Raw genomic sequence first — 25,032 nt, forward strand, 5'->3', positions numbered from 1 at the left:
CAATATACCTGCTAGTATTTTACCTCTTCTGTGCCTAAGACCTTCTGTCTAATTCTTAATTTTTTCTAGCCACATCCAGTTGAACCAAAGTGGTTGTACTTGTTTACTATTAAAGGTTATGATATACTTTCCGGGCTTATCGAATTTAAATTTGCCGATGCGGTTTTCGACAAATTCTTCTGTATAGTTGTTTTCATTGGGCTCGACCACCATTTTGTTGGTCGAAGCAAAACTCCCTTTCAACCGCTGATTGGTCGTACTGACTTCAAAAACACTGTTTTCTTTATTGGGATTATGTGCTGAAAAATCGAGTGAGTAGATGCCCGCTTCAGGGATGGTTACCTCCCAATCGATCTTCGTATCCCCCGTCAGGATCGCATGCGTTGGATTTTTTCCATTATAGCGTACGATTTTGAGTCCTTGGTTGAGGCTATTGGTTGATTTCAATGAAAAGCCACCAAAGGTTGATTCTGAGACCGTATTTTTGTCTAGTTCCATCGGCCCATTAAAGGTTAATTTAACTTCTGAAACATAATGATCCGGCTGCGCGTCAGGCAATTGGATATGGATTAAACTGAGACTTTGATCAAATTTTAGTGCCGTTGATACACTTCCCTTCATCAGGGAAACCTGTTCTGGTGTCGATTTGATTCCTGTAATCCGAAGTGTATGGTCTAAGGGCCAATTAAAGACGTGTGCATACACGACTGTTTTTTGCCCTTCCTTTTTAGTTGTCAGGTAACCCCAATCGAACTGGTTGTTTTTTAGACCAAGGCCGGTGCTGCCGTAGATGCCCTCTCCGTATGTGTTTAGCCAATTTCCGACTTCGTGCAGACGACTGACACTTTCGTAGGGCACCATTCCATTGGCACGTGGTCCGATATTTAAGGTGAACCCGCCGTTGAGACTTACATTGGAGATTAAGGACTGGAAAATTTGACTGGTTGATTTCCATTCATTTTCCTGGCCATTGTATCCCCAAGAATGGGCAATCGTCCCAGGGGTTTCCCAGGGATGGTTAATATAATTGCTACCAAATTGGTTGTCACCTAATGTCTCGAAATCCACATTCTCTGCATCCGTAGGAAGACCTAGACGTGAATTAATCAAGCAATTAGGTTGTAGTTCACGGATAAGTTTGACAACTTGAAGTAATTGTTCTTTTTTAATAATAGATTTTTGATAAGGGATCCACATGTCGAACCATATCAAGGCAATGTCGCCATAATTGGTCATCAGTTCGCGCAGTTGAGGGATGACTTTTTCTTGCCAATATTGATTGTATTGGGCATCGGTAACATGTCCCGACAGCTCCTGCTGATGGTTCCAACCGTATGGATGTTCCCAGTCAATCCAATGTGAATAATAAAAACCCAATTTCATGCCGTGCTTTCTACAGGCTACTGCAATATCTTTGATGACATCCCGATTGGAACCACTCAATTGTGGAAGGCTATAATGACCAACTTTTGTGTCCCAAAGAGCAACACCATCGTGATGTTTGGCGGTGATGATAATGTATTTCATCCCAGCTTCTTTTGCTAGAAGAACCCATTGCTCAGGATCTATTTTACTCCAGTCGAAACGTTTTGCCAAGGTACCGTATTCTTCTTTGGAGACGCGGTTGCGATATCTTAACCACTCGGCATAGTTATTCATATAACGCAAAGGTTCGCCCTTCCACATGCCTTCAGCTGCACTGTACAGCCCCCAATGAATGAACATGCCAAAGCGGGCATCTTTAAACCATGAGGCTTTTTCAGAAGTTTGTGCAAATATTTTGGCCGAAATACTGAATAGCAATAATGACAGAATCAGTAGTCGCTTGATTGATGGTATCATAAAGGTTGTTCTGTTTTTTGACTTACAAGATAGGCAAAAAATCGAATATCGATCCTTAAATTGGGTTTTGAAGTGGCTGTGAAGGATAAAATGTCGTCTGTAAAAAAGTGAAAACCCCTCGTATTTAAACGAAGGGTCTTTGTTTAGTATGAAGCTTTAACGCGATTATTTCAAGTTAAAGGCCTGGATAATCTTTTTAAAAACTGCTGTATTGTTGTAGATGCCAATAAAATTTTGCGCACCTGGTCCATAAGCAAAGACAGGTACCATAATATTGGTATGGTCATCGCTACTGAAATTGCCCCTAACAGTTCCCTTTTTATAATTGGCATCCAACAGGGAAAGTCCGCCAGTTTCGTGATCTGCAGTGACAATGACGAGTGTTTCACCATCTTGGTCCGCAAATTTTAGGGCTTCCCCGACAAGCCGATCAAAGTCATGTTGTTCGGTAACAACATAGGGAAGATCGTTGGCATGGGCTCCATAGTCAATTTGTGCACCCTCGGCCATGATAAAGAAGCCATTTTTATTTTTAGACAAAAGCTCAATCGTTTTTGAGAGGGAAGTTTTTAGCATTTCTCCCCGTCCATCGAGTATTCTTCGTGTCGCAGAATCCGCCAGGAGTACGAGCTGTTTGCCTGATGTCGCTTTTTCAAAATCACCTAAATTTTGCTGAAGCTTATAACCTTTTGCCGTCAGTTGCTTCATCAGCGTGTTATCCTTGTTGTTGAGGAAGCTTTCGCGACGGGATCCAACGAGAATATCCACATGGCTATTTTTGAAATCTGCCGCAATTTCCTGTGACATGGTCCGATCGATCTGATGTGCGTAAAATGCAGCCGGAGTGGCATCTGTAATATCTCCCGCACTGATTATACCGCTTTTGATCCCGTGTTGAGCAAGTGTATCAGGAATAGCGCTCAACAATTTACCGTCTGCATCCACGCCAATGTAACGGTTATTGGTTTTATGTCCAGTAGCCAAAGCTGTCCCGCCCGCAGCGGAGTCTGTAAAATCCGAGTTGGATGCTTCGGTGCGCGAAAGACCAATATGTTTCATATTGATAATATTGGACTGACCAAAATTGGCACTTAAACCTGCTTGTATTTGGGCTAAGCCCATTCCATCACCAATGAGTAAAATAACATTCTTGACCTTGCTCGTTGCACCATCATTTTTATAGGTTGGCTGATAGGAAATGTAGGCCTTTGGATTTGCATATTCGACTTTAGCGTTGTTTAAATAGAAATTCTTAAGTGCAGTAGGGTGGTCTGTATTGATCCAGTCTACCCCCATGTGACCAAGCTCTTTCCAACTATTGGGACTATCTTTCGTAGCCCAAAAACGAAAGGGTTTACCTAATTTATGCGCTTTGTCTATTACAGATTTCATCTTTTCAAGGTCGGGCGGAGTGGGAGTTCCTTTGCCATTCCAGACAGAATACTGCTTAATATCCTGACTAATAATCCCAATATGTTTGAGCTGTGCCGGCGTATAGTCTTTTTCCGGCCTACCATCAAAATAAATCATCGATGGATAATTGTCGAACTTTTCGGGCGGAGGGATTTCACCGCTGACGACAATTTTAATGGCGGAAGGATTTTTCTGCTGGTCGAATACAGATTCGTTGCCCTTCAAATCGGCTAACAATTTAGACAATACCTGTTCGTAATTTTCCTTAATATCAATCACAAGCTGCAAGGTTTGCTCAGGTTTGGCATAAGGTTTATTGCCGTTCTCCTTAAAGAAAGCAACTAAGGGGTCGATGTAAAGTTTTTTTAATGTCTTCCCTGGTTTGATTTCGCTGCTTTCATGAGCAACGTAGAGCTCCCCATTGCGGTAGAAGACGTCCGCTTCGATAGAGCCCATTCCAGCATAGTAAGCCTCCAACAGCGGGATTTGTTGTTTGTAATCATTGTGGCTATGACCTGCATTGGCAGTCAGTTTCTGTTGTGCAGAAACTGACTGAATGCTTAGGCTGGCAAATAGCAGCCACATTAATTTAGTGTTTTTTACCATCCTGCATTTTGTTTAATGACACCGGAACTGTTGTCGATCTCGCGTTGTGGAACTGCCCAGACATCATGTACTTGCGGATTGAAATTTCTAGCCGGCCAAATTACAGCACCATCAAAATCGTGTAGCGGTTTGGCATAGGTAGCTTGCGCATCGCCCCATCTGACCAAATCGCGGTGACGGTCTGCCCATTCACCAGCAAGTTCATTGCGGCGCTCACGTTTTAGGTCAGCAAGGGTCATTCCGCTTTTTGCGATTAAACCAGCTCTTTTTCTAATTTTATTTAATTCGGTATCACCAGCACCAGCGCCATTTAAATTAATGGCCGCCTCAGCTTTAATCAATAATACTTCGGCATAACGCATCAAGGGTACATTGAGGTCTGTAGTGCCGTTGTCACCATTTGGATTGACATGTGTTGGAATAGGGTTGGCATATGAAAATGGTTCCATATATTTTTTGAACTGATAGTTCGAAGTCGCGCCACCGTCTTTAGTAAATGTACGTTCTGCGCCAAAAAACTGGAATTTGTCTCCTGGTTTCAAGATTGTTGCTTCACGACGCAAGTCACCTGTTTCAAAAGAATCGTAAAGTTCTTTTGTCGGCAGATAGTAACCCCAGCCGTTGTAAATTCCCCAAGCTTTGTTGGTCAACATTACACCTGGAAGTTTGCTGCCCCAGCCAGTACCACCACCATTTGGCGTACAGACCACCGACCAGATATATTCTTTGGACCAGTTGTTGGCGGCTTTAAACACATCCACAAAGTTGATCAATAATTCATGTTTGCCTGAACTGATCACCATATCCGCGTACTTCGCTGCATTGGTATAATCTTTTTTGTACAGATATACTTTTGATAAATAGGCCCATGCAGCTGTTTTGTGGGCTTTACCATAATCGGTATCCTTCATCTCAGAAAAATAAGGAAGGTTGTCGGCCGCTTTTAATAGCAGTGAAATGATGTAATCGTAGTTTTCGTTAACGTTGTTTGCTCTGGCTACCGGAACGGAAGCATCTGTTTCAGGCGTAACAATAGGCACACCTGCCTTGTCGTTACCATAGTTTGCTGCCAGCTGAAAATAAACCAGGCCTGCATTGAAATAGGCGTCACCAATGATTTGTTTTTTTCGAGCTTCATCCATGGAGATATTGGGAACATTGATAATAATATCGTTGGCCCTTTTTATAATCGCATAACGCATGCTCCATTGCGATTCTGTATAACCGCCACCGATGTAATTGCGGTTGAAATTTTTGATATTGTCCGCTTCGGGTTTGTTACGTCCGGTCACCATGTCGTCACTGGCATTAATAAACCAGAACATTCCACGGCCATAATAATCCTCTTCGTTGTACTTTTCATACATACCAGCTTCTGCTTTGATCGCATCTTGTTCCGTTTTCCAGAAATTCTGTGCAGACGGGGAGCCCTCTGGCGTTATATCTAACTGTTTGTTGCACGATGCAAAAAATGCTAGTGCAGCTATTGCAAGGTATTTTATATTCGTTTTCATTTTTTTTTATTTTTTAGGGCTGATAAGTATAACTCATCTGCATTGTTTTAAGATTAGAAATTGACATTTAAACCGACAATAAAGCTTCGGGCTTGTGGATAACGGCCGACATCAAGACCATTGTTATCCATCCCAATTTCTGGGTCAAAACCTGTATATTTTGTAATGGTGAACAGATTATTGGCTGTTGCATAAATGCGTACGTTACCCGTCTTAAATTTGCTTGCAATTGATTTTGGTAAAGTGTAGCCTAATGTAACGTTACGAATGCGGAGGTAAGAACCGTTTTCAATGTAAAAATCGGATGCATTGAAGTTTCCGTTCGCATCCGAGTTGGAAATGATTGGCACTTTACCATTTGGATTTTCTGGAGACCAGGCGTCCAAAATACCCGTTAACTTATTGTAAGAAGGGCCACTTGCACTATACGTTGTTCTTTTGATAGCGTTGAAAAGCTTGTTGCCTTGAACGCCCTGAGCAAAAATATTGAAATCAAAATCCTTATAATTCGCATTAAAGCTCAATCCATAGGAGAAATCCGGGTATGCACTGCCCGCAAAATAACGATCTTCAGGTCCGATTGAACCATTGCCATCGATGTCTACAAATTTGAAATCTCCTGCTTTTGCATTCGGCTGAATTTTTTGTCCATTGGCGTTTTTGTAATTATCAGCTTCGGCCTGACTCTGGAAGATACCATCTGTTTTGAGCACATAGTAGCTGTAGAGCGGTTGACCGACGGTAATAGAGAGCGGAGCCAATTCATTTCTGAAATTAGTACCCACAGCAATGGTGTTCAAGCCCGGTGCTAATTCTTCAACCTTGTTGTTTAATTTGGTTAAGGTTGCATTGATGGAATATGTAAAGTCGGAATTTCTTGAACTATTATAGGTCAATCCTAGCTCGATACCCCTGTCTTTAACTAAACCCGCGTTGATCGTTTGACTATTTAAGCCTGCTGTGCCTGGTAGTGAACGGGTTAAGATCATTTTATTTGTTTCCTTAATAAAATAATCGGCGACTAAGTTAAAATGGTTGAAAATTCCCAAATCTAAACCTATATTAGTCTGTTTACTTTCAGCCCAAGTGAGGTTCTTGTTGGCCAGAATCGTTTGTACGTATCCTTTTTGTAAGGTCGGTGTTTGACCGAAATAACTTTGTGTCGATGCTAGTAGCGGGTTGACAGCTGCAGCTGACAAACTACCGAGATTACCTAAAATACCATAGCTACCGCGTAATTTTAATTGATCTAACCAGGTTACTGATTTTAAAAACTCTTCTTTGCTGATTACCCATCCTGCTGATGCAGAAGCGTAGTTTTTAAATCTATTTTCCTTTGTCAACATGGATGACCCATCGCGTCTACCAATCAACGATAGTAAATACTTATCATTGTAACTGTAATTTGCTCGTAAGAATAGCGAAGATATTGCTGTTGAAGCGTAGCCACTTTCTGAAGGTTGAATGGTATTGGCATTTGTTAAATAACGGTATTGTTTGGACTCATCGTCAAAACCTGCTCCGGAAGTATATAGATAGGTGTTTTTTGTCTTTTGAAAACTATAACCTCCGGTCAAATCAAGTTGATGATGGTCAAATTTGGTTTTATAATTTAGGACTTGTTCGGCAAGGATATCATTTGCGTCACTCGCTCTTTCCACCAGACTATTGCTCAAAACGGGTTTACCTATTTCAGGACGTTTTGGTGTAAAGCTTTTATATCTAATGTTCGATTTTGTAATGCTTAAGTTGGATCTAAAAGTTAAGCCTTTTGCCAATTGGATGTTGGCGTATGGATTCACAACCAGGACATTGACCGGATTGTTTATATCGATGCGCATTAATTCTGCAACAGGGTTGATGATATCACCATAGTCACCAGGGAAAGGACCCGGAAGACCCGCAAAACTGCCATCGGCATTATAAGGTGTTCCATTGGTTGGATAATAAATGGCCGACAATAGCGCTCCTGTATAGTCGCTGCTTGTATTAGCACCATTTCCGTTGGTACTGCTATAGGAAAGATTTTCACCTATTTTTAACCATGGTGTAACTTGATGCTCTGAGTTTATCCTGAAGTTGTAACGCTGCGTTTTCGTATTGAGTACAATACCTTCTGCTTTGCGGTAATTGAAACTTAAGTAAAAATTTGATTTTTCATTTCCGCCATTAATTGCACCATTGTAATCTTGCAATGTCGCGTTTCTAAATACCTCATCCATCCAGTTTGTTTTGGTTACTAAACCTTCTGGATATTTAGCCGGATCGAAAGCTGGTAAAATGGTTGTCCCACCATTTTTTGCAGCTGTTGCAGCGACCTCGGCACGTTGTTCGGCGTTTAAAGGTTTTAATTTACGCCATGCACTTTGCTGGCCGATCTTGGCATCAACATTAATTTGCATCTGTCCTTTTTTTCCTTTTTTTGTGGTGATCAATACCACACCACCAGAAGCTCTCGCACCATAGATAGCTGCAGAAGCATCCTTTAATACGGAAATAGACTCAATGTCGTTGGGATTTAATTGTGGAGTACCTAAGAAAATCGAACCGTCAATAACGTAGAGTACATTTTCACCATTGATACCACCAGCACCCCGAATATTGATACGTGGGGGCGATGTCGGATCGCCACCTTCGTTTGTCACAATGACACCCGGAGATTTTCCGGCTAATACTTCACCGACACTGTTTACCGAGCGTGAGGATAATTTATCAAGGGATACCACACCTATAGCTCCTGTTAATGTTTCTTTTTTCTGGGTTCCATAACCAACAACAACAACTTCGGATAGGGTCGAACGTTCTTCGCTTAGCGTTACATTGATAACTTCATTTTCACCAACAGAAACATCTTTAGAATGAAATCCGACCATCGAAAAAGAAAGGACGGCTTGTGGTCCAGCCTCAATTCGAAATGCACCCTTTGTATCTGTTGTGGTTCCTACCTGCGTACCCACTACTTTTACAGAAACACCTACAATTGCAGCCCCTGTTGTATCTCTTACAAAACCTGTCACGATGCGGTCTGCCTTGAGGTTTGCTTGCGTGTTCAGGATCACATAGTCCTCCTTTTCTACCGCATTGATTCCGAGTTTATTCAACAGTGAGCGAACAGGCTCGGTTTTAAAGCTACCGCTTAAGACGGTGTTGCGTTCTTGCAATAGGTCAGGGTTGTAAACAAAATGAAGGCCCGAAAGACTCTCGATTTTGTGGAGGATGACATCGAGTTTTTCGCCCTTGCTTATTTTGATGTTTACGCTGCTTTTGTCCAAACGTTGGGCCATACCGGGTGAGGCCATTAGTGAACTGCAAAATACCGACGTAATCGAAAATGCAATGCAGGGATACTTCATGATCCGATAAAAAGAGAATTCTCTTTTGAATGCAGGTGTTTTCATTTTTTTGTAATGATTAGGTAATGAATTGCGCATGGTGACTAAGATGTTTTAGGTAAATTTTTAGACATTATTTTTGGATTTTAAATATTTTATCCTTTTCAATCGTTCTGTACTTAAGGTGATGCAGGCTGCAGATAATATCCAGTATTTCTGCTGGACTTTGTGTGCTATTGAATGTGGCTGTTGTTTTTAGGGCCGAAAGCGATGTATCCTTTAAGATAATTTCAATGTTGTAGATATATTCCAGTTTTTTTGCGACCTCTTGGAGGTTTGTTCCATCAAACGCTATGGCGACAGCTGTGTTTTTTTCTACTACGCTACGCGAAGATTGTGCGGTTTCTTTGCTGTAGCATAGACTTTGGTTTTTGGTTAATATACCCAAGATTTTATCTTGTTGCTGTACCGCTACCTTACCGGTAGCAACGGTGACTTCGACTTGGTCGGAAGCCTGATAAGCTTTTATCCGAAAGGAGGTACCCAATACTTTAACCGCTAGCTTGGATGCAAGCTGCACCTGAAATGGGTGTTGTTCGTCGTGGGCAATAGCAAAGAAGGCTTCCCCCTCGGTAAGTGCTATTTCACGGATATTTCCCTTGAATGTACTTGGATAGCTGATTTTTGAAGATGGTTCCATGATAATTTCCGAACCATCTGCCAATACAATCTTTTTATGTTCACCTGCAAGGGTTGTTGTGACGATCTGCGCAGATGGTGCGATAGGTTGATTATTTACTTTCCAATAAAGAAGTCCTATGGAAGCAATCATTAAAATAGCGGCCGCTATTTTGAATACAGGTGAATACAGCAGGGAAGGTCGTTTACTTTCCTTTTCTGAAATACCGGACTGGATATTGGCCAATAATTGTTCGCGCAAGGCCGCTTTGCGTTCCTGCGGAATTTTTTTTGATGCGTTATCCAGTTGGGCGTACCAATCTTCGACTTGTTTAATCTCGGTGGCGCTGGCCTCTCCATTTAAATATTTTTGCAGTAGCTGCTTTGCTTTTTCTTCCATCATTTGAATACATGTCACTTCAAATGGGAAATGGTACTAGTCGAAAATATTAGGAGTATATTAAATTATTGTTAACACTCAAAAAAATGTAGGAACTGCCTAAGAGAGGCTTTTTTTGAGCAGTTTCATAGCCGAGGTAATTTGATTCTTGACGGTTTGTACCGATACATTCAGCTCGCTCGCAATTTCCTTGATTGATTTTTCTTGCTTGCGGCTCATTGTGACGACCAGCCGCATACGTTCGGGAAGCTGCATCAACGCTTCTTCAACTTTTTGTTGCGCATCTTTTAAGATCAGCAAATCGTCCGCTGAATCTGCATATTGTTGGTTCATTAAAGTCGCTAGTTCGGCTTTGTGTCCATCTTTAACTGTTGTATTCCGAAAATGGTTGATTACTTTGAATTTTACAGCCCCATGTAGATAGGCTGCGAGGCCACCAGATATGATGACCTGTTCACGGTTTTCCCAAAGCGAAATGAAGATTTCCTGGGTAATGTCCTGAGCCACATTTTCGTCACCTATTTTCTTAAAAGCTGCATCAAATATGGCTTCCCAATACAGATTAAAAATCTGTTCCATGGCAAAGTGGTCACCCTGCTTTAATGATGCTATCAATAATTCGCTCACAAGATCAGTTTTAATTGGACAAAGCTAATAACTCAGTATTCCTTTAAAGTTAATAAATCTTAAAGAGTATATTTTGTCTGTTATAAATTAATCTTGGGAATTTCAGCTGAAATTGAACGGTATATTTTTATTCTTTATATTCCTTGCCCGTAGCAATGTCAATAAAATAGCCCTCGTCCCGATTCTGCTCATTTCTAGGTTGTACCCAACCGTTGGGATTGATGGTCATGTAGCTTTTGTTGCCGATTCGTTGTTTTGTCTTATTGTTGTATAAAGTATAGCAACCATCTTTATGCTCCTGTAATGCGAAGATTTGTCGTTTACCATCTAAGGTTTCAATATGTTCGAAATCGGGATTTATATCCCAAGTTTTTGCACTTGAATTCCATAGGCCTTTTGTAGGTTCCAGATCACCCCGTTTCACATCAATTAAATAAAGATCTTCTGATGAATCGACATATTTTATTTTTCCGGTCTTCCAATTCTTTTCCATGGCATTCGAGGTGAGTAACATGTGTTTGTCTGGCCAGACCAAATTACCCACCTGATCCAGGATATAGAAATTCGGGGCTTTGATGGTGTCTAATAAGTTGCCATCTTTATCCATATATAGCCAATCATAAGCCCAGATCGCATGATCGTAGTTAAATCTGCCTAGAATAAAATAGGGCGAATTAGTCACCGAATAAACTAAGGATATTTCAATACCGTGTATTGTAAGTTATAGCCTGTTGGCGTGTAATATTAACCGTTGATTGGACAGATGATATCGGGAAGGAGCAGCGCTAATTTTGGGGTTGAGCCGATTAAATTGGTTAATCGGCTCAAATTTTGCTTATTGTTGAGCCGATTAGTGTGATCACTTTTTAGTAACCGGAACCAAAATAACCTCCCCTTTGTTGGTTTGATACCAGTATTTGTTGCCCAGGTCATCTTCGAAATCATGGTTTACCCGCGGCTTATCAACCTTTCTGAAGCTTTTTACATCAGGGCCATTGAATATTTTATTTCCAATGAAAATGTGGTTCGCGTCTTTTGCTACAGCGAACTTGAGAACCTCGAAGGTTTTCGGATCTGCTTCAGCAAATAATCGTTGCTCGTAATAGACATGATTTTTGTCGCGCGACCAAAGGACTTTTCCATTTGCCCCTTCCAATAGCTCGAAACTTTCGGCATCGACCGCTGTATATTCAAATTGCTTACCCGAGATAATCACCAATTGGTCAATGATTACTGTCTTATCATTAAGGAATTTTATGTTGTTTGACGAAGGAAGTTCGATCTCCAGGATACCGATGTTTTGATAAGGCTCGTAGTAGAGCAGTATTCGGTCATTCAGTAGTAGATAGGCTTTATTGAGAGCCTTAACGTTCTCTGTTTTATAGTGGAGCGGAAGAATCGCTTTGTCTGTTACTACGAAAAGCTGATTTTTATCTTTTACAAAATTACTGTTAACTACGTTGAATGAAGCATAGTCGACGTTCAGCGGTTGATACCTATAAAAGTAATGTGCTTTATCTTTAGCTAGTGCTGGAAGTTGATGATATAACGTTGTATAAGTCGCAGGATCGGCACCTTCGATAATGGTGAGCTGATTTTGGCTACACGATGAAGTAGCCGAAGCAAAACCTTCAAACTTGAATACATGCTCCTGATCGATTGGAATGTTGTTTTTCAGTTGAAAGGTCTTTACATCGACCAGCTCTTGCGGGCATCCCATAAAATAGACGTGATCTTTATCGCGGGCATAGACCTCTTTGATCACAGCAAAACTTGCCACATCGGCAACCATCTTTCTCGAACCTCGTTCAAAACCGTTTCCGCTCGGTATAAAATAAATCGCACCGCTCTTTTTGTAGTAATCTTCAGACAAAGGACTCACTTGCTCTTTGCAGGAAAAGAGCAGACCTATCAAAGCACTTATTATTCCCATTTTTAAGATATTTTTCATACTCGCCAACGATATACCTTATCGCAATTATTGATTATTCATTGATGTAACGCACCGCAAAATCGATCCAGTCTGTAATGGATTCATCCAGGTAGATATCGGGCTGTATCCCTATATTGTCAATCGGATATTGTGGTAGTCGAGTAGATCGATAGGTTGGCAAAAGGAGCTGGTAGTTGTCGCAACCAAATTTGAACTCACGTATAGAGCCATAGTCAAGGGCGCCCATACTCGGCGTTCCCATGATTTTTACTTTTTTGCTCTGGCGGGAACTGAATAAAAAATTCTCGGCAGCACTGGCTACATTTCTATTGGCTAGGATAATGACCTGTTGCGGACTTTTTTTATTAATAGCAATCGTATCTATGATCACCTTCTTGTCACCATACAATACAAATTTTCCGATATTCTCCCTGTATTCCCGAAGATCTTCGTCAATTCTTTTTACTTCATTCAGTGAATCCTGCTTGATATTTTTGATGGCATAATCACGCAACCCATCGACTAAGGTTTGTGTCGCAAAAAACTCAACACTCATAATCCGGATGGGATTAGTTAAGATGTAAGGCAACAGCGGCTGGTATACATCGTCCGTCCCACCACCGTTGTTTCGTACATCTATAATAAGTCCTTTACTGCTTTCGATCTTTTCTTTGTTTTTTTCAATCAGCTCTTTGAAAGGGGCTATGTTTTCGTACCCGAAGCTTGAGATCTTAATATAAAATATATCGGGACTGATCGATTTTGAACTTATTTCCTCTTCTGGTTCTGCCTTTGGGGTTTCGGTACTTGTCTGTGGAGCATTTTTCCTTTTGGAAAGATCATCTAAGACAATGTGTTCATCGTGGAAGAAGTCAAGATATTCCTGCAAAAGTTGCATACAGGTCCCATTTGAAACCAGCAAGCTTTTCTTCGTCAATATATTTTTTTTAGCTTGATACAGGTCCTTATTCTGCTTGGTTTTTTCTGGAAAACCAGGGTACTCGCTCTCTATTTTTACAATTAATTGCTTAAGTGCCTGTGAGCAGTTGCAGGTGGTTTGACCATATATTGGTCGAACAAAGAAAACAAGACAAAAGATGAGGAATAATTTGGTATTGGTCATGGATATTGTTGTTAAAATTAATGCAATTTAAGAAATAGCGTATTTTCTGATAGCTTAAAAATTGAATAGCCTAAAAATAGTAGAAATATAGAATTGTTTCGTGAGGTGTTTACAATTCGTAGCATATATTTATAATTTGTAAAAGCCAGAAATAAATAGTCATCTGTTTATGTACAGGCCCGTATCCTTTATTTAAAACTTTAATGATAAATAATATTTTGATTTGGTTTTGTTTATTTATATATTTGTATGTATAAACTATATTAATGTATTCTATTTTGTTTTTCTTTTAATGGGAAAACAAAGTGTTTTCTCTGTCTTTATTGCCAGCGACGGTGGAACACTTTTTCGCTAAATGAATGATTTGAATACATTTTGATTTAAATGCTGGTATTTCCTGAAAAGCCAAGGGGCGAACGTCTATATGTAGTAATGTGTTAACCCTCTTTAGTCTCCTTGGTTGTAATACTGTTTTTTTTACAATAAAGTATTTATTATTTACAATAATAAACTGTAACGGTCTGATCTGTTTGGGGTTAATTTATTGTGCCAAATTTTTAATCTTAAATCATTTAGTATGGAAATCAATAGCCAATTAATTATCGATCGGCTTTCTCAGCGTATGGATCTCGATCGTGCCTATCTTTTTAAATATCAGTTTCTCGGTCAGGAGCATTATCATTTGCTTCTTGCGCTCAAGCATGTGAGCGGGCTTTCACCGAAGGTATTAAAACCTATTGTGGAATTATGTTTAATGGACCAGAAGAATATTTCCTTTGAGCTGGTGCCAATTGCTGAAATGCTCAGTAAAGTCAAAGTGGGCAGCCTGTATTATTCCTATGCCTCCCTACCTGAAAATACCATTCATCAGGCTAGTAGCAAAAAGAACCCACCCCTTCAAGCGAAAGAACTAAAAAGTGTTCTAGAAATAGCTGATGAATATTACCAGAAGCTCTTGCCTATTTCAGCGGGATTCCTACAGGGGGCCGAAACATTTGGTCAGCAGGGCAACTATCAAAGGGCTGTATTTATGTTACATCAAAGTATGGAAAATCATTTGCGTTTTTTACAGCTAATAATTGACGGAAAAGCCAATAACGTACATCATGTTAGCAACAGAATTAAAAGCCTCAATGAACATTTTTCCATGTTAAGGGAATCTCTTGTCGGAAAGGATGAGGAAGAAAAGAAACGTTTTAAATTATTGGACAGTGCCTTTAATGCGGTGAAACAAAATAAGGACCTCGAAATCTCCGCCTTTGATGCCTCCTGGCTTTATGAGCATTGCAAGTTTGTTCTTCATACGATTGAACAGCTGTACTTGAGTTTTATGGAAGGCCTTAAAGCGGGCTATGAAAAATTGTTGGTAATAGAGGAACAAAAAGTCGCAAATAAAAACGTCGAAGTTGCAGCAAGTAATCTGGTGGCGAAGGAGACTACATTATCGAATGCCGCGGCCTCGCAGTTTCGTGCATTTCCTTGGCCGGAACGGTATGAGGAAGATATACTTCATGTGCTGGCTCAGATTCGTCAGGAGAATAATCCCGAACAAATGATGCTGCTCAATTATTACGTCAGCGATGCGCATGGAAAAGGACTTTTTCATTTTCCTGCGGTGGAAAATGAAAAGGCAGAAATCTACCTTGCAGTAATAAAAAAGAAAATAGGTCACTGTCATTTTCGAAAAATCGTTTATGGTCGAGTTACTGCAGTTGTAGCTTTTATGAGCACAGATTTCCTGGCAACAAAACTGGATCTGGGCAGCCGTTTCTCCCATACCATCTGGAATGAATCTGTTGTTGTTTACCGTCGTCCGAGTTATAAACCGACGTATTCGGTTAACCCAGTCAATTGGCACGATACACTATTGAAGACATCGATTTCATGGACACGCAATTCAAAACTCATGCAAGATCTGCTAGGTGTATTTGCTTTTGAAGGACTTGCTAGTCCGCAATTGGCTGTATTATTTTTAAATCAATTGACGTCAATTGGACTATACAGTTACCTCTACCTACGAATAGGGTATGCCCCAATGAATGTGACGATAGCCAATCTTGTGGACTGGACCTGTATCTGTGATAAAAAGGTGCAGGAGTTTTTTACAGCCAGAGGTGATGTAGAGGAAATATTGCATGCAGAGTTATTAAAACAGATGAAAGGGCGGGTCTATGAGCTTCCTTCACAATTAGCTCAGCTTGATATGGACTACTTCAGGTCAAAAGCGAGAGAAATTACAGATTTCTTTGTCGATCTCTGTGATCAGAGCATACGGTATATGGAGCTGAAATCGGAGGTTAAATTAAACGAAGTGATATGATAGGAATTGGCTTTAACTGCATTACGACGGATGCTAAGATCCATTCAGTCGAAAAAATACTTCCAAAAAGAAATTCTAGTGAACCTCTTGTAATTCCTTGGGAAGATGGATTTATAGGGAGAATGACTCCGCGCTACCTGAGCAAATATTATGCTGATGATGAGATTCCATTTATGGAACGAGAGAATATTGTTATTCAGGTCCGACCGTATCCACCGAAATATGAACTTAAGTTAAAAAAGTTCTCGGGTACTACGGTTAAAATCGAGCTGACTACGGAACACCTCGGCATTAATTGTTCTTGTAGCGACGATGTAACAGGGCTTTGCGTACACGAAGCAACCCTGCTATCGAATAAATTACTGGATAGTTACCCCAATTATTTAAAGGGCCTATATCGGGCTGAAATCAATAATTTGCCACCATGGAAGAAAAAGATCGTGCCATTTAAGGTCTGTGAGAATTATTCTTATGCGGAGTTAACTGTAGAAATGAATAATGAATATGGACGATTTTATCGTTTAGCTCCTAATGATTATGAGAGTGGACTTCGTCTGCCTGCACGTAACTTGGAAGGATATCTCGATTTACAGCGAAACGATGAAGTGTATTTTTTTGTTACAATAAATTTTTCCGCTTTTGGTCTGCCTGTTTTTTTCCCTTTTCATTATAAATTTAAACGCTCTCGTTCCTTTTCGCACTCTTATCTATTGGACGAAAGTAACTTGAAAATGTCTTTAAATTCTTATGATCAGTATCTGGAATTGTTCAGTCGTCGATTTGCCGCCCTCCTTAATGAAGATAAAATACTTCGGGAAGAGAAGAAGGATCTAATCAGTGAAGATATCAACTACTTCGAGCGGAAACAATGGGAAATTATACAGATATGGCGTGATTTACTGGAGGATCCTCCGTTTCCAGTTAAATTACGTTTTGCCGAAACATTTAAACGCTATCGATTTGCACATCAGATTAATTTGAAAAATTCGAGCGTGCTGGGTGCCGCGACATTAAATAAAGCACAGGGGAATTTGCAGCTCAAAGTCGAAATTGATGATCAGGATCAATATCTGAAAATGCGAATTTGTCTCTATTACAGAAACCAGCTAATAGATTGTCCTGAGTTTTTGGGGGATGAAAATTGTTTCTTTCTGAAAATATCTAACGAGGAAATTTTATTTATTGATAACCCGACCCAGGCTGGAGTATTGCAAAAGTTTAAACAATGGAAATATAGATTGACTGTCTTTAAAGAGAATTATCATACCTTCTTGAACGATTATCTGATACCCCTATCAAAAATAGCGGAGCTTGTCATCTTAAACAGGCTAGGGGAAAATATGACAATTCCTCAAGTCTTTAAGCCGTTTAAAAAAATAGCTACTATTTCTGTAATTGACCAATTCCTTTGTATAGAGGCTTTTGTCGAATATGAGAAAGAGGGTAGGTTTTTGTTGAACTCCAGTAGCAATTTGATTTTAGAGGAGAGACAGAATCAATTGGCGTATTTTGAAAGGAATAAGCTCGAAGAACAGGTTTTTCAGGAATTTGTTAAAACACAACATCCGATTCTTAAGGAGACAACATTAGAAAATAACTGGTTGATTCCTTTGAAAGAAATTGAAAATACCACTTGGCTATTTGATTTCATGGACAGCTGTTCTCTCAATGAAATTTCGTTAGAAATTGACCATCTTCAGCAAGGTAGCGCATACTATCCTTTCCCTCTAAATTGTACTGTACGTAACATCCGTCTGGAAAATAATTTATGTTCAATTCTACTGGGGCCGAAATTTGGAAGACAAACAATTTCAATGGATGAATTTGAGGATTTGATTATGGGAACAGATAAAGTTTTTACTCTTACTGATGGGACTTTTGGCGTTATACGCCGCGCTGACCGAGAAATCTTCAGGCCACTGTTTTTAGGAGGAAGAAGAGAAGAAGATTGTTTTGTTTTAAATACAATTCAACTTGTGTCTATGCAGAAGGTTTTGGATAAAATAGATAAAAAAATTATTCAGGACAGTATTCGGGAACGTCGTGAAAAACTCGCAGCTTTGGATGAAATCCCTCTTTTGGAAATCCCTAGAAGCTTAAAAGCGCAATTACGACCTTATCAGCAGGTAGGTTTCAGCTGGCTCACTTTTTTGAATGAATTTCAGTGGGGTGGCCTTTTGGCTGATGATATGGGTTTAGGGAAAACATTGCAGATTATAACAGTGCTGGAATACTTTTATCAACAGCATTCTACAGGAAAATCTGCTTTAGTGGTTGTCCCGAACTCTCTTTTGTTCAATTGGGAAAATGAATATAAAAAGTTCGCCCCCTATCGAAAAATAGAAATCTATTATGGGAAACATCGGGAAGCATTTATTTTTGAAGAGGAAGGCACTGTAGTTCTTACGACATATGGAACGATGTTGACTGATGCGGCGTATTTAACCAGTTTAGACTTTAGCTATCTGATTATGGACGAATCCCAAGCCGTCAAGAACCGTAATTCGAAGCGTTTTGAAGTGCTGTCAATGGTTAAGGCCGATTACCGTGTAGCGGTGACAGGAACGCCAGTTGAAAACGGTATCCAAGATATTTATGCTCAAATGTCTTTAGTTAATCCTGGTTTCTTTGGGGATTATCGAAATTTTAACAAGGCCTATAAGGGGATCAAAGATGAAAATACAGCGCAAGAAACTGTCCTTGGCCTCCAAAAGATGATCCAACCTTTTATTCTTCGACGTACAAAAAAACAGGTTGCTTTGGACCTTCCTGAAAAGACCGAAACAATACTGTATATGGATATGCTTCCGGAGCAAAGAAAAATATACGATAAGGTCAGAAAAATATTCAAGGGAGAGATTGAAAATAATCTGAATAGCGCTGACTCCACGAAATCCAAATTTTTGGCGATCGAGGCGCTGCAAAAACTACGGCAGCTTTGCAACTCGCCCATTCTGATGAAAGATGGCGGCTTCGGTCAAGAATCTATTAAATTGGATTTTATTGATGAAATCATGGATGAAGTCGCTCCAAATCATAAGATTCTTTTCTTTTCGGCGTATACTTCGATGCTTAAGCTGGTGGCTCAACGAATCGAAAATAAGGGAATAGCTTATGCCTACCTTGATGGTAAGATGAATCAAGATCAGCGGCAAAATGCGGTCGAAAGATTTCAGAACGAGGACGAATGCCGTGTATTTCTAATCAGCCTTAAAGCGGGAGGAACAGGATTAAATCTAACGGCTGCCGATTATGTCTATATTTTGGATCCCTGGTGGAATCCTGCTGCCGAAGCACAGGCAATAGATCGTTGTTATCGAATAGGACAGGAAAAGCATGTGATGGCTTATAAGATTGTTTGTCGGAACTCCGTAGAGGAGCACATCTTAGCCCTTCAAGAACGTAAAAAACGAATATCCGAAGGACTGATTTTAGATGAGGCCAATCTAATGAAATCGATCAGTAAAGATGAACTGCTTAAATTATTTGAATAACCAATTGTACACTATAATGATCAAAAAAGTATCTACAAAAAAAGCATCCTATGGGGGAATGATGTTTTCGCACGACTTTCAGCTTGGGTACACTTATGCCAGATTGCATGTGCAACAAAAGATTGGCGGACTATCGAATCTGAAGTTTGTAACTGGTGGCACAGCTCCTTGGCAACTGTTTCGGAAAGTTGAGGAAACGGGACAGGTTCATCTCCAGATTTATCCAAGGCATTTGAAAAATGTGCTGTATGGACTCATTCAGCAAAACAGGTTGGTCGTCAGAAATGTAGAAGGAAGGTATTCTTTTTATCCGGTTGATAGAAAGGAGGAGCATGCAAAATTTAATTAATGATATTGGCAGAGAGAGATTTCGCGCAGAATTTTCCATGTACTATGCGGGTATTATTTATCTCCTGATATTAAATCGGATCAGCTGCGGTTTTACCCGTGAAGAAATGGCTTTCTTAATGGGATAAGAGCAAACCTATGTTAAGGAAATGGAAGAACTTAAAATTCCGGCCGGAAATCTTGAAGTTATGGTGCATCTCAGTTGGGTATTTAACCGTAGGGCTATAGATATCAGTAGATTTGACAATAAATCTAGCTATCAGTTTGAGTTGACGATTTGGGAAGAAAAGGCTATTCGATACTATCAAATGGAATATTTTATCAATTCCGTTGAAACCATGACTTTTTTTCAATTAATGGAGGAAATCAGGGTAGAAGATTCAGCCCAAGCTGAACAGTTCGCATGCGATTGCATGGTAGTGGAAATCGTTTTGGGTAAGCTTATCGAGATGGATTATTTTAAGAAATATAGAACACCGCTTGAACTATGGCGTTATGCGGAAAAGTATCTGGGAGAAAAAATTTGCATAAAAAGCTTGATGCATGAAATTGGCGTGTTCGTAGGAAAGAAAGGGAGTGCACCGCTGCGGAAAACTAAAGCCAAGAGTTTTGGCTTCCGCTATATCGCACATAAATAAAAAATATTAAAAAATATGGAAGATATAATTGGAGTACCTTTAAAGGTACCACGAAATTTTCGGTTAATATGTGAGCTTTTTGGTATCGCTGTACCAGCTTTTATCCAATTGTTTTTGGATCATTACTCTTTTATAGATCAAAATTTTAAAGATAATTCAAGCTATAATATTGTGACTAGGGCTATACGTTTTATCAATGATAAAATTCCTAAAGACCATAATCGTTTGAAGATCGAATTCAAAGATAATGACAGGGATGTTGGGATAAAATTATTGCGACGTCAGGTAAAATTAGCAGTCAATAGAAATTATAGTACCGGCGAACGCAGAAATAGAGGGCGTATTATTACTGCGCAGCTTTATGATCTTTTTGCTAAAAAGGTAATGCTTAAAGATCGAATTTATTTAGATGAAAACATATACTTTAAATTGAGTAAGGATTTTCTGCTGACTTGCATGATGAATTCCGTTCATCCATCGCATTATATCAATACCATGATGCTGCAGGCATCAACACCTGATTTTTTAGCAGCAATGCACCTCGATAAAGCGACTTATAATCCAGTTTTGGGATTTATTCATCGTGTCCTTGACGGTTATGGCGGCCTTATTGATTGGGAATATCGTAATACATCTTTTTTTAAACGATTTATAATGGATTTACAGGAGCTTAATAAACGATATTTTTTCTATCGGGATCTTGATTAAAGAGTTGCACTTTATCACGTCTGGCTAGATAATCTTTTGGAAACTAAGGAGGACTAATTTGAGTTATAAACAACCTTTGGAAAGTTTGGGAAACAACCTGTCTTTTGATGAAGATGGCGTAATCTTACAGCGGTTAAATAGAGATAACTAGGATAAAAAAATGATGACTTCTTAAATTAAATAAATAATGGAAACAATCGAAAATATTAAATTGACAACGGCATTTAAACAATTCTGCGATCTGTTCAATTTCACACCGGAAGAAGTTGTACAGGAATTTATTGATAAAATTGACATTGCAGAGTATATGTGTGATCCAATACAACCCAATCGCTGGGCTAATCTATTTGCGATGGAATATTTGATCCAATATACACAGTCCGAAAACAGTATTGTTGAATATAGGGAATTTGCAGAAGAGTGGGTGAAAATGATGGAGACTGGTGGAGATGATCTGATCGGAAATACAAGACTACTGTTGGATGCCTGGCACAAAAAGGTTTTAGAGGATCGTATTCATAGTATTATGAAAGAAGATGAAGGGGAGGATACAGTATAATTTTATGTTAAATTTGATCGACGTAATGTATTACGTCGATCAAAATGTAGCAAAAACAAAAAGTATATATGATAAACAAAAGTGTCTATATGAATTTTCTAATAGCTCTACGAGCCTTGGGTTTTATCGTTGTGCTAATTATTGTTAATGCATGTGAGCAAAAAAATAACAAGAATTTAATCGTAAAGGCGATTACTGTAAATAATGATATGTATGGAGCGAGTGATTATTCAATTGAGGTGTTCAGTGATTCAACTTATCGGATAATAGATTATTCAATGGTCATAGATACAATTAATCTTACATTAATAGATCCTAAAAAAAATCCAAGACAGTTGGAGAGAGAGGCATTGCATGGCCCTTTGAAAATCAAGGAAAATGTTTTATTCTTTGATGCTGCCTGTAAAAATTTTAATAGGGCCGTATTAAGAAATGGTTACTTGGATCTTTATGTAGACAGTAACTTTGTACGAAGGTTATTAATAGAGCAGGCAAGTATTCCCATTCCGCAATATTATAATAAGTCACGTTTTTCTGATTACGCAATTTTTGACGGTCCAAAAGACTCTATTTCGGATCAAACTTATGAAATTAAACAAAACGACCTGTTGTTTATAGATTCAGCGCTGACATCTCAACTAGTACGTTTAAAGTCATCTCTTGGAAATCAAGCATATGGAAAACAATTGAACGTTTATGCGAATGCCGATAGTGTATGGATTATTGTGTATCTATTTCCTGATAAAGATCTTGACAAAGATTTCTATTATCGACCAACGATTTATCGGTCATCCATTTCATTGAGATCGGCCTTTGAAGGAGCTTATGGTGAATTAGGGATAAATCTTACCAAACGTAGTTTTTCCGATCTGCATTTTGAACCAGCTAGTAATTAGTGTATGTATACTAATTTGAAGCTCTTTGGCTACATCAGATTATTCTCCTTAATGAGGTTTCTGTAAAACTGTAAACTTTCCTCCAAATAAGAAATATAACTTTCTTTGTCCCGCAAAAGCTGCTTTTCATTTGATAAGGGTAATTTTTCTCCCTTTATCTGAGCTGTCGGAGGATTGATCAAACTATTCATATCCGTTTGTAATATATCCGCAATTTGCTGTAGACGTTCAATGTCTATCTTCGTCGTTCCAATCTCAAGGTTCTGATAGGCTTTTAAGGAAATATATAGCTGTTCAGCCATTGCCCTTTGTGATATCTTGAGATATTTCCTACGCTCTTTAACGGCTTTAATAATTTCTTGTGATGTTACATTGCTCATGGTTAGTCGAATTCAAATTAACGTGAACACAGGATTCGGTATAGCCAAAGATAAGAAATTTGAAATATAATCTACTTATGTAGTAGTCTTTATTTTTATTTATTTAAAAACTATTGTTACCTCCTCGAAAAATCTTTCCCGCCAAGGCGTATTAAATGTTCATAACGCCATTTAATATAGGAATATTTTCTACCTAACTGTTGGAAATGAATAGTCAAACCACTTATTTTTGAATAGTCTACTTATTTGGTAGTTTTTTTTAAAAAATAAACATATGACTAAAGTATTTACATTGATTGCATCGCTCACTTTCTCTACAGCGATTATGGCGCAGCATAAAACTGCCTTGCTAAACGGTCAAGTGACTGGCTATACCACGCAGGACAAAGCTTTTCTGAGCTATCGGAATGGTACTCAACGCAGCGTCGATTCGGTTAACATCGGTTCAAATGGAACATTTCAATTCAATTATACGATTGCCGATCCGACAATAGCTAGCCTAACGGTAGGTAAAACACTGGCCTTAGCGCAACGTTCAAAAAGTCTGACATTCTATCTTGAAAACACAGCGATCAAGGTTCAGTCTACCGATTCATTGAAAAATCCATCGGTTCAAGGAGGAAAGACGAATACGGAGCTTAGCCAATTAAAGACACGACTTGAGAAAATTGCCCCTTTGCGTGATGCGCTGAATACAAAATATTTTTCGGCAAGCCAAGAGCAACGAAACTCTCCTGAATTCAAAAAGGAAATCGAACAGCTCAGCGAAAACTATCAGTTTGAGAATAAAAAAATCCTGGAAACCTTTATTTCAGAGAATCCCAATTCTTTCGTCAGCCTAGACCGTATTGCAGAGGTCGTTGGTTATGCTCCCGAAGCTGAGGACCTGGATCGATATTTCAAACAGCTCAGTCCAGAAATACGTCATTCAGAAAAAGGAAAAGCTTTTGCACTACAGATTGATCAAACCAAAGCGACGTCGATCGGACAGATTGCTCCGGCTTTTACCCAAGCTAACCCAGAAGGTAAAAATATTTCCCTTGCTGATTATCGAGGTAAATATGTGTTGTTGGATTTCTGGGCAAGTTGGTGTGGTCCCTGCCGTCATGAAAACCCAAATGTCGTAAAAGCTTATCATGCCCTAAAAAACAAAAAATTTACCGTGCTCGGCGTATCTTTAGATCAACCTGGCAAAAAGAACAACTGGCTAAAAGCTATTGCAGATGATAAATTAGAGTGGGATCAGGTTTCGGATCTTAATTTTTGGGATAACCAGGTCGCTAAGCTTTATAATATCCGATCGATTCCTCAAAATTTTCTGATCGATCCCAATGGAAAAATAATTGCCAAAAACCTTCGTGGTGAAGATTTGGAACTCCAACTTTCTAAATATATCACAGATTAATTTGTTTAAATTATGGAAAATAAATCTATTCAAAATAAGATGGTTATTGTTAAAGAATATGAAAATAATAACTATTTTAATTTTCGCTTTATGACTATTATCAGTTTATTCTGTTTATCAACTGCCATAGTCTCATGTTCAAAAGAAACTTCCATTTTAGATAATGCCGAAGAACAATCTTTGATTCCTTTGCCTAAAAAGAATGCAAAATTACCTGGAATGGAGAGCGGTACTTTGACAACTTATCCGATCACTTATGTAAATGGATCATATACTAGTCTTTTTGCGGGGGGATTGAATTTTGGATCTACGTTTGCATATCCAACTAATAGGTATGAATTTGGTGATTATACTCCCTGGTCTCCTTATTTTGGATCAGTTACCTCCAATGCAAATCTTTTATCATTTGAGGTATCTGATCATAAATTTGTTGCCGTATTTGGAACAGCTGTAAACGGATTTGTTCTAAAATTTGATATTGTAAAATATTTCAAAGAATTAGAGAAGGGGGGTACTCTCAGTATTGGCGATTACATTACAAGAACAGATGGGAGTTCTGATGGGTTGAGTTTGATAAAAGGAAAATTTTTAATTGATTATACTTCTCCTTTGGGTGTTTCTATTGCTGATGTGAACGCTTTGGAGGGTGGTGTTGTCGATCTAGGGCCAGGGATCTAATTACCTAGAAAAGAAATATAGTTTTATAATCCATTAAAAGGACGGCGGCTGAGTACACAGTCGCCTTTTTAGTATTACCTTTTTGTTAAGCTTTCGTAGCTTGCTAACTCGGTTTAGTTAAAAACTGTTAATGTTTTG

At 39.0% G+C, this 25,032-nt stretch carries 19 protein-coding genes; 9 read left to right on the top strand and 10 right to left on the bottom strand.

What is annotated here, in order from left to right:
- Positions 1-48: 48 nt before the first annotated feature.
- The 9 genes from B4Z47_RS10915 to B4Z47_RS10955 all read right to left on the bottom strand — a co-directional run bounded on the left by B4Z47_RS10915 (position 49) and on the right by B4Z47_RS10955 (position 13,468).
- Positions 49-1,842 carry an alpha-L-fucosidase gene (locus tag B4Z47_RS10915; protein WP_236560109.1) on the bottom strand — a complete coding sequence of 598 codons (1,794 nt, stop codon included), beginning with the start codon at positions 1,840-1,842 and terminating at the stop codon, positions 49-51.
- Between the two features lie 165 nt (positions 1,843-2,007).
- On the bottom strand, positions 2,008-3,840 hold the full coding sequence (locus B4Z47_RS10920; protein ID WP_236586130.1) for an alkaline phosphatase: 1,833 nt from the start codon (positions 3,838-3,840) through the stop codon (positions 2,008-2,010).
- A gap of 14 nt (positions 3,841-3,854) precedes the next feature.
- Entirely contained in the window at positions 3,855-5,375 is a 1,521-nt protein-coding gene (locus B4Z47_RS10925) for a RagB/SusD family nutrient uptake outer membrane protein (protein ID WP_115047156.1), read from the bottom strand.
- A gap of 53 nt (positions 5,376-5,428) precedes the next feature.
- On the bottom strand, positions 5,429-8,773 hold the full coding sequence (locus B4Z47_RS10930) for a SusC/RagA family TonB-linked outer membrane protein (RefSeq protein WP_286727317.1): 3,345 nt from the start codon (positions 8,771-8,773) through the stop codon (positions 5,429-5,431).
- A gap of 67 nt (positions 8,774-8,840) precedes the next feature.
- Positions 8,841-9,788, bottom strand: a complete 948-nt coding sequence (locus tag B4Z47_RS10935; RefSeq protein ID WP_286727318.1) for a FecR family protein — start codon at positions 9,786-9,788, stop codon at positions 8,841-8,843.
- 96 nt (positions 9,789-9,884) lie between these two features.
- Positions 9,885-10,412 (bottom strand): RNA polymerase sigma-70 factor, encoded by a 528-nt coding sequence (locus tag B4Z47_RS10940; protein WP_112373850.1) that lies wholly within the window; start codon positions 10,410-10,412, stop codon positions 9,885-9,887.
- Between the two features lie 127 nt (positions 10,413-10,539).
- Positions 10,540-11,094 (bottom strand): hypothetical protein, encoded by a 555-nt coding sequence (locus B4Z47_RS10945; RefSeq protein WP_286727319.1) that lies wholly within the window; start codon positions 11,092-11,094, stop codon positions 10,540-10,542.
- A 177-nt stretch (positions 11,095-11,271) separates the two neighbouring features.
- Entirely contained in the window at positions 11,272-12,345 is a 1,074-nt protein-coding gene (locus B4Z47_RS10950) for a DKNYY domain-containing protein (RefSeq protein WP_286727320.1), read from the bottom strand.
- A 52-nt stretch (positions 12,346-12,397) separates the two neighbouring features.
- Entirely contained in the window at positions 12,398-13,468 is a 1,071-nt protein-coding gene (locus tag B4Z47_RS10955; protein ID WP_286727321.1) for a S41 family peptidase, read from the bottom strand.
- Positions 13,469-14,045: 577 nt separating this feature from the next.
- Here B4Z47_RS10955 and B4Z47_RS10960 point away from each other — a divergent pair.
- The 7 genes from B4Z47_RS10960 (at position 14,046) to B4Z47_RS10990 (ending at position 22,431) form a co-directional block, all read left to right on the top strand.
- The gene (locus B4Z47_RS10960; protein ID WP_286727322.1) at positions 14,046-15,788 is read left to right on the top strand and encodes a hypothetical protein; all 1,743 of its coding nucleotides are present in this window, start codon (positions 14,046-14,048) and stop codon (positions 15,786-15,788) included.
- The gene (locus B4Z47_RS10965; protein ID WP_286727323.1) at positions 15,785-19,282 is read left to right on the top strand and encodes a DEAD/DEAH box helicase; all 3,498 of its coding nucleotides are present in this window, start codon (positions 15,785-15,787) and stop codon (positions 19,280-19,282) included. The genes B4Z47_RS10960 and B4Z47_RS10965 overlap by 4 nt, the downstream gene beginning before the upstream one ends.
- A 16-nt stretch (positions 19,283-19,298) precedes the next feature.
- Positions 19,299-19,631 (top strand): hypothetical protein, encoded by a 333-nt coding sequence (locus B4Z47_RS10970; RefSeq protein WP_286727324.1) that lies wholly within the window; start codon positions 19,299-19,301, stop codon positions 19,629-19,631.
- A 148-nt stretch (positions 19,632-19,779) separates the two neighbouring features.
- Complete coding sequence (locus tag B4Z47_RS10975) at positions 19,780-20,268, top strand: hypothetical protein (RefSeq protein ID WP_286727325.1); 489 nt, start codon at positions 19,780-19,782, stop codon at positions 20,266-20,268.
- A 15-nt stretch (positions 20,269-20,283) separates the two neighbouring features.
- A complete protein-coding gene (locus B4Z47_RS10980; RefSeq protein WP_286727326.1) occupies positions 20,284-20,976 on the top strand; it encodes a hypothetical protein in 693 nt (230 codons plus the stop codon).
- 187 nt (positions 20,977-21,163) lie between these two features.
- Positions 21,164-21,535: a hypothetical protein gene (locus tag B4Z47_RS10985; protein ID WP_286727327.1), complete on the top strand. Its 372-nt coding sequence runs from the start codon at positions 21,164-21,166 to the stop codon at positions 21,533-21,535.
- A 68-nt stretch (positions 21,536-21,603) separates the two neighbouring features.
- Positions 21,604-22,431 (top strand): hypothetical protein, encoded by an 828-nt coding sequence (locus B4Z47_RS10990; protein ID WP_286727328.1) that lies wholly within the window; start codon positions 21,604-21,606, stop codon positions 22,429-22,431.
- Between the two features lie 29 nt (positions 22,432-22,460).
- Here B4Z47_RS10990 and B4Z47_RS10995 read toward each other — a convergent pair whose 3' ends face one another.
- On the bottom strand, positions 22,461-22,811 hold the full coding sequence (locus tag B4Z47_RS10995) for a helix-turn-helix domain-containing protein (RefSeq protein WP_286727329.1): 351 nt from the start codon (positions 22,809-22,811) through the stop codon (positions 22,461-22,463).
- Between the two features lie 274 nt (positions 22,812-23,085).
- Between B4Z47_RS10995 and B4Z47_RS11000 the strand changes: the two genes are divergently transcribed.
- Together B4Z47_RS11000 and B4Z47_RS11005 are read left to right on the top strand one after the other, a co-directional pair.
- On the top strand, positions 23,086-24,216 hold the full coding sequence (locus B4Z47_RS11000) for a TlpA disulfide reductase family protein (RefSeq protein WP_286727330.1): 1,131 nt from the start codon (positions 23,086-23,088) through the stop codon (positions 24,214-24,216).
- 12 nt (positions 24,217-24,228) lie between these two features.
- Complete coding sequence (locus B4Z47_RS11005; RefSeq protein WP_286727331.1) at positions 24,229-24,894, top strand: hypothetical protein; 666 nt, start codon at positions 24,229-24,231, stop codon at positions 24,892-24,894.
- Positions 24,895-25,032: the final 138 nt, after the last annotated feature.

The sequence above is a fragment of the Sphingobacterium sp. UBA2610 genome (assembly GCF_002339225.1).
Classification (GTDB): Bacteria; Bacteroidota; Bacteroidia; order Sphingobacteriales; family Sphingobacteriaceae; genus Sphingobacterium; species Sphingobacterium multivorum.